The following is a 5,423-nucleotide window of genomic DNA, read 5'->3' as shown; positions in this document are numbered from 1 at the left end:
TTTTGTGGTTCTTGCAGATTACATCATATCACAGAGGAGATACTCTTATCTTTTATTTTTTCCTTTTTTCCCAAAGTAATTTTACACTAAGCAGTCATGTGTACTTCAGCATGATGGAAATGCCCCATCCCAAACAATTCTTCGGTAAGCTATAGGATCTGTATCTCCTTCAGTGCTAATAAATAATATTCTTGATTCCTTGTTAATTTTTAATAAAGTTTTCATGGTTTGCAACTCTTCTTTTTCAACTATTAAACTCAATAGGCCCAATCCTACGGCTCCTGATTCTCCTGAAATTATCCGGGGATCATCCTTCAAGGGACTTGATAATATCCTCACCCCTTTTGCTGCAACATAATCCAGGCACGAAACAAACATATCTGAAAAGTCCCTAAGGATTTCCCAACTTATGGGATTTGGCTCTCCACAGGCAAGCCCTGACATGATGGTAGCCAGATCGCCTTTTACTGCATGTGGCTTTCCATCACCGGCCTTTACCGATCTATAAATGCAGTCAGCTGCCTTGGGCTCAATTATTATTGTAAGAGGCCGTCTATCTTTGTATTTTGATACCAAATAACCCTGGACAGCACCAGCAAAGGAACCGACTCCTGCTTGAAGAAACACATGTGTTGGTAAATCATAACCATAAGCTTGAATTTGCTCTAAAGCCTCATCGATTAATGTACAATAGCCCTGCATTATCCAAATCGGAATATCCTCATACCCTTCCTGGGCCGTGTCCTGTATCAGCACGCCGTCATGCTCTTTGGCATACTTTGCGGCAAATCTCACAGTATCGTCGTAATTGTATTCTGTTATGTATGCATCTGCACCTTCATTTCTTATATTTAGCAGGCGTATTTCTGACGAGCCTTTAGGCAAAAATACTACCGATTTTTGGCCCAACTGATGTGCAGCCCAGGCCACACCCCTGCCATGATTGCCATCAGTAGCAGTGACAAAGGTAATGCTGCCTAGCTTTTCTTTTATTTCTTTTGAGCGCAGTTTTTCAAAGCTCAATTCATCTATTTCTATTCCTAACTTTCGACTTAAATACATGCCAATTGCAAAAGAACCGCCTAATACTTTAAAAGCATTAAGACCGAATCTATGAGATTCATCTTTTACCCATATTTCCCCTACCCCAAATGCTTTGGCAAGATTATTCAGCGCATGAAGAGGTGTGGGCTTATATTGGGGAAAGCTTTCGTGAAAATTCTTTGCCATTTTTATCTGTTTTTGGGATATTATTTCTACAGATGCTTTTGTTGCAGTATTTTCTCTAGCTCTTTCGTTGAAAATAAATTCGATTTGTGAGTGGTTCATTATTTAAACACAACCTCTCTTTTATTAATTGCCTAAATCTTTACACCACAAGAAAACTTAGTCTCATTTACAATTTCATTTTCCTTAGAAGCACCTATGAAGATGACTGAATCGGTTTTTCGATAATTCCCTTAATTCCGATTCACTTAAATCCTTTATATTAATCCAACCCCTATCGTCTATTCTATATTTACAATCAGTCAAGTATTCTCCATAAATATACCCATTGCCTGTATGGCTCAATTGTGTTGCTATTTGTTCTCTCCTATATTTGCTTTTCTCATAGTTAGTACGAAACTCTTCCATTTTTATATTTTACTTCCTTTTATATTATTTCTTTCAGTTCTGGGTATGATCTAAAAATTTCCCGTTTCTGCTCAAAAGTTAAAAACACGTTTCTCAGCTCCATGAATTGTTGTCAGCACCATCTTAAGCAAGGATGTCATGATTTTTTCAATTTAACATAAGGAAATTTTATAGATTAAAAATTACATCTGTTTAGTCACAAAATGGTGTATCAAAGAAAAATAATAAGCATTAACTCAAATGCTATAATTCTATACCGAATACTAAATTCCTGCAATATTGTGAATTTTTATCATAGTCCGGTTGGCAACTTTTATATAATAATTTAAAACGGCTTAGGGAATATCCCGCTAAGCCGTTTTATTTTGCTAATAACAAATTGTTGCTTTTCTTATAGCTCTGATGCGGCTTCTTCATCTATGATTATTGTTGCATCAGGGTGAATAAGCAAAAGGAGGCTGGATTTTGGGTTGTAACAACACCGTCTTTTATAAGCCTTGCGATGATTGGTGCTTTATTTTTGCCGCTGGCAAGCAACAATATCTTTTTTGCCTTCATGATTGAGCCAAGGCCCATAGTTATGGCTTCTGTTGGGATCTGGTCTATACTTTGCACAGCATAATCCTGCTGCTGTGCTTTTAGCGATATCCCTCTTTTTAATTTTCACCGAACCTGAGTTTTGAACTAAAGTTAAATTCAACAACTTTTAAACGAAATAACTTTCCAAAAATCCTTTCGGGCCATATGGTTCATAAAAAACATATGTTATTATTCGATGGCAAGCTACCAACTCCCTGCTGCATCAGGTTTTGAGCAATTTGGCTTTAGCCAATAATGTAAAATGACCACCATTAATGGTGGTCACGATTTAGCAATCTCGACAAATCTCTTTGCCCTTTCCGGATCTACAGGATTCCAAAGTATTCCGTCCTTTTTGAGGCAGGTTCCAACTATAAGGCCATCCGATATAGCTAGCGCTTTATTTACATTGGACTCGTTGATTCCACTGGCAATTAGAACCGGGTGATTAGGGAATTTAGATTTTATAGCTTTTACCTCTTCAAAATCAGGGGCGAGGCCTGCCCTCTGGCCCGTCACCAATATCCCAGCCAGTTCTGTTGTAGCCAGTGTCGTATCAATCTTGTTAAATTGATCCCTCGTATCGAGTGAAGTTCCGGCATGTGCATCAAAGTACGTGTATATATTTACATTTTCGGCGCTGATATTTTTTCTATAGCGATATATTTCTCCCGGCTCAAAGTGGTGAAAGCCAAATGTATCTGCATAGGTTCCCGTTACATAAGTTCTTACGAATTTTGCGTCAATTGCCTTTGCTACAGCAAGTGTAGCGTATGGATCTATAAGCACGCCACAACCGTGAGGTAGGTTAACTTCATTTAATACTTCTGTAACAATTCTTACATAACTTGCAACGATTTCCGGACCCACTTTAAATACGTATGGCCGATCTCCTTCGTTTGCAAATATTATGGCATCAAAGCCCGCCTCCTGTAATGCTCTCACTTCTGACTTTGCCCTTTCAACTTGTTGTTTAAGAGATATTTCAGGATCGTAATAAGGTGTCCCGGGAAGTGCTATTAAATGAACGCATCCGATCAGTGGCTTTTCCGTTTTAAAGATACTCTTATGTTGTTCCATATGGTTGATCATTTGCAAACCTCCAAATTTAATTTTTTATGATAAAATTCCCAAAAATGAAGCTAGAAAGCCTATCACAAACAATACTAGCAATACGACCGTTGGAGATTTCCCTTTTTTCTTTAACAAATAGACGCTTAACAACAGGAATAAAAATGGAAGCATACCTGGAAGAATCTTGTCTAAGAGCGGTTGCACTTCAACTGTCGTTCCTCCAAAATTGAATACTAGTTGAGTGCTGGCTTTTATATTGGATGCGGCTAAACCTCCAATGACCATCATACTCATTATTTTTAATGAATCTGTAAAATACCTCGCAATATCCGAAGACAGGATGCTAACTACTGCATTTTTTCCCATTCTGTAACCGGAAAAAAACATAAAGTAGCTTAAACCTGCCGCATAAATTGAAAATAGTAATACAAATAAAACTGGACCAATTGGATTTCCCTGAAGCGCAAAATCTATTCCTATACCAAGCAGTATAGTTTTTACTATTCCCTGAGTTACCGAATCCCCTATGCCTGCCATTGGCCCCATTAGAGATGTCTTCACGTTGCTGATAATAGATGGATCGATTTCAGCGTTTTTCGCCCTCTGTTCTTCAAAAGCTGCACTTATGCCCACTATGACTGAACCCCACGTATTTTCAGTGTTAAAGAAATCCATGTGTCTAGTAAGGGCTTGAATTATATCCTTTTTGTCAGTATAGACTTTTTCAATTACATTTGTCATTGCATGACAAAATCCTAAGCCTTGCAGCCTTTCATAGTTGTAATTTCTTTGACCCCAGCATATCCACGTCAACCAGGTACGTATTAAATCCCTTTTAGTGAGAAGTGGTCTATTTTCACCCACTTATTGACCCACCTTTCTTACTTGAATTGAATACATATAAGGCTGACAGACAGCCACCTATAATTGCGATGAACATAATATCTACTTTCAAATAGGCTGCCATGAAAAAGCCTATGAGCAAATAGGGAATTAATTCTCTCTTCCAAAGATAACTCACGAGCATTCCAATACCAAGGGCGGGGATAAGACCGCCAGTTACTTTAAGGGCTTGAATGAAGCTTTCCGGGACATAAGCCAAAAGTGCATCCAATGCTTGAGAACCAAAGTATACCGCTATGAACGTAGGTATGAAATATGTAAAGAAAGGTATTATCTGCGAACCATATAAATTCATCAGTCTTATTCCAAAGATGTTGCCCTCTTTAGCATAATTGTCAGCTTTATGAACCCAAATTGCATTAAGTGACATTATGGCATTTTTCGAAAGAAGGCCTAACCCCCCCAGTGGTATTGCTACCGTCAAAGCTGCTTCTGGCGGAAGCTTTACTATCATTGTTAAAGCCGTTCCCAAGTAACCCGCTATGGCCATCTCAGATGGCAAAGAGCCTCCAACTGCCACCATTCCAAGATAGGCCATCTGGATATTGGCTCCTACCTGCATTCCATATGCTATGTCTCCGAATATAATACCATTTATCAATCCTCCGACCAACGGTCCTCCAAAGTAAAAAGACCATCTTAAAAACATCGGCATTGCTGTAGCCACATACCAGGTTATCAGCGCTACCAGCAAGGCTTGAAATAATGAAGTCATAACATCCCTCCTATCTATTTAAATAAGCTCATGAAGTTCTTTTTTTTCATTAGTCGGCAGCATTCTCAAGTACACATGACAACCTCTTTTAGATATTGCCTGAAGTTCATCCAGTTCCTGTTTGCTTAAATACACGTTTTTTGTGATCTTATTTCTGTCAACCTTTGGCCCTATATTCCCTATTACCACCTCCTTAATATCAATTCCATTATCTAGGAGTTCCAGGACATGCTTTATCTCCTTAAATAAGACCAGGGTTCTACTCTGATCATTAGATTTATTGTAATTTTCAATAAATGTATTTACGTCAAAGATACTTATGTCTACAGTACCGGGCGCCGCCAATAACATTACTTCTTTCATGAAATCATCTCTGTACAACTCATCATCTACAACTACAATTTTCGTAGCACTTGTGTATCCAAGCCATGAGGTCATCACTTGACCGTGAATCAGTCTTTCATCTACCCTCCATAAAACAACGTTCATAATCTTTAACCCCCTCGTATAATATATT

At 38.3% G+C, this 5,423-nt stretch carries 6 protein-coding genes; all 6 read right to left on the bottom strand.

Going from position 1 to position 5,423, the window contains the following annotated elements:
- Window positions 1-105: 105 nt before the first annotated feature.
- Complete coding sequence (gene dpaL, locus JT739_RS12495) at window positions 106-1,329, bottom strand: diaminopropionate ammonia-lyase (protein ID WP_237661453.1); 1,224 nt, start codon at window positions 1,327-1,329, stop codon at window positions 106-108.
- A gap of 729 nt (window positions 1,330-2,058) precedes the next feature.
- Window positions 2,059-2,250 carry a 6-phosphogluconolactonase gene (locus JT739_RS12490; protein ID WP_237661452.1) on the bottom strand — a complete coding sequence of 64 codons (192 nt, stop codon included), beginning with the start codon at window positions 2,248-2,250 and terminating at the stop codon, window positions 2,059-2,061.
- A gap of 246 nt (window positions 2,251-2,496) precedes the next feature.
- Window positions 2,497-3,306, bottom strand: coding sequence for a BtpA/SgcQ family protein (locus JT739_RS12485; protein ID WP_237661451.1), 810 nt, complete (start codon window positions 3,304-3,306; stop codon window positions 2,497-2,499).
- A gap of 24 nt (window positions 3,307-3,330) precedes the next feature.
- Window positions 3,331-4,152 carry a PTS system mannose/fructose/sorbose family transporter subunit IID gene (locus tag JT739_RS12480; protein ID WP_237661450.1) on the bottom strand — a complete coding sequence of 274 codons (822 nt, stop codon included), beginning with the start codon at window positions 4,150-4,152 and terminating at the stop codon, window positions 3,331-3,333.
- Window positions 4,145-4,906, bottom strand: coding sequence for a PTS sugar transporter subunit IIC (locus tag JT739_RS12475; RefSeq protein WP_237661449.1), 762 nt, complete (start codon window positions 4,904-4,906; stop codon window positions 4,145-4,147). The genes JT739_RS12480 and JT739_RS12475 overlap by 8 nt, the downstream gene beginning before the upstream one ends.
- Window positions 4,907-4,924: 18 nt before the next feature.
- On the bottom strand, window positions 4,925-5,395 hold the full coding sequence (locus tag JT739_RS12470; RefSeq protein ID WP_237661448.1) for a PTS sugar transporter subunit IIB: 471 nt from the start codon (window positions 5,393-5,395) through the stop codon (window positions 4,925-4,927).
- Between the last annotated feature and the right edge of the window lie 28 nt (window positions 5,396-5,423).

The sequence above is a fragment of the Tepidanaerobacter sp. GT38 genome, assembly GCF_021991635.1.
In the GTDB taxonomy this organism is placed as follows: Bacteria; Bacillota; Thermosediminibacteria; order Thermosediminibacterales; family Tepidanaerobacteraceae; genus DTU063.
Note: the sequence above shows the minus strand (reverse complement) of the source record. Positions and strands in the feature narration are given on the sequence as shown.

Excerpts from the sequence above, each read along its gene's own strand:
- dpaL (WP_237661453.1), bottom strand. The coding sequence starts at position 1,329 with ATGAACCACTCACAAATCGAATTTATTTTCAACGAAAGAGCTAGAGAA.
- JT739_RS12485 (WP_237661451.1), bottom strand. The coding sequence starts at position 3,306 with ATGATCAACCATATGGAACAACATAAGAGTATCTTTAAAACGGAAAAG.
- JT739_RS12475 (WP_237661449.1), bottom strand. The coding sequence starts at position 4,906 with ATGACTTCATTATTTCAAGCCTTGCTGGTAGCGCTGATAACCTGGTAT.
- JT739_RS12470 (WP_237661448.1), bottom strand. The coding sequence starts at position 5,395 with ATGAACGTTGTTTTATGGAGGGTAGATGAAAGACTGATTCACGGTCAA.